At 73.4% G+C, this 319-nt stretch carries 1 pseudogene; it reads left to right on the forward strand.

The features are described from left to right. Positions 1-33: 33 nt before the first annotated feature. A pseudogene (locus tag SM755_RS23380) lies at positions 34-319 on the forward strand (hypothetical protein); the annotation flags it as partial.

The following is a 319-nucleotide window of genomic DNA, read 5'->3' on the forward strand; positions in this document are numbered from 1 at the left end:
GCGGACGCGACGGCTGGGGGCGTGATCCGGCGTTTGGGCGACCCATCACCGCCGGTCGACGCCGTTCCGGCGGGGGATCCCGGTCCGTCCGCTGCCGACGACGGATCTGGCTCGGCGGCCGCTTGGCGTGACACGGGCGACGACACTCTTCCCCCGCCCGTCGCGGAGTGGTTCCAGTCGGTCGTGTCACGCCTCGAAACGGCGGAGAACTGCGCCGATGCGACGACGCTCGGCGAGGCGACCGACGCGGTCGACCGCGCGGGAAGTCTCGGCGACGTCGAGTCGGCAGTCGACCGTCTAGAGGACGACGCCGCCGCCC

The sequence above is a fragment of the Natrialba sp. PRR66 genome (assembly GCF_034808065.1).
Lineage (GTDB): Archaea > Halobacteriota > Halobacteria > Halobacteriales > Natrialbaceae > Natrialba > Natrialba aegyptia.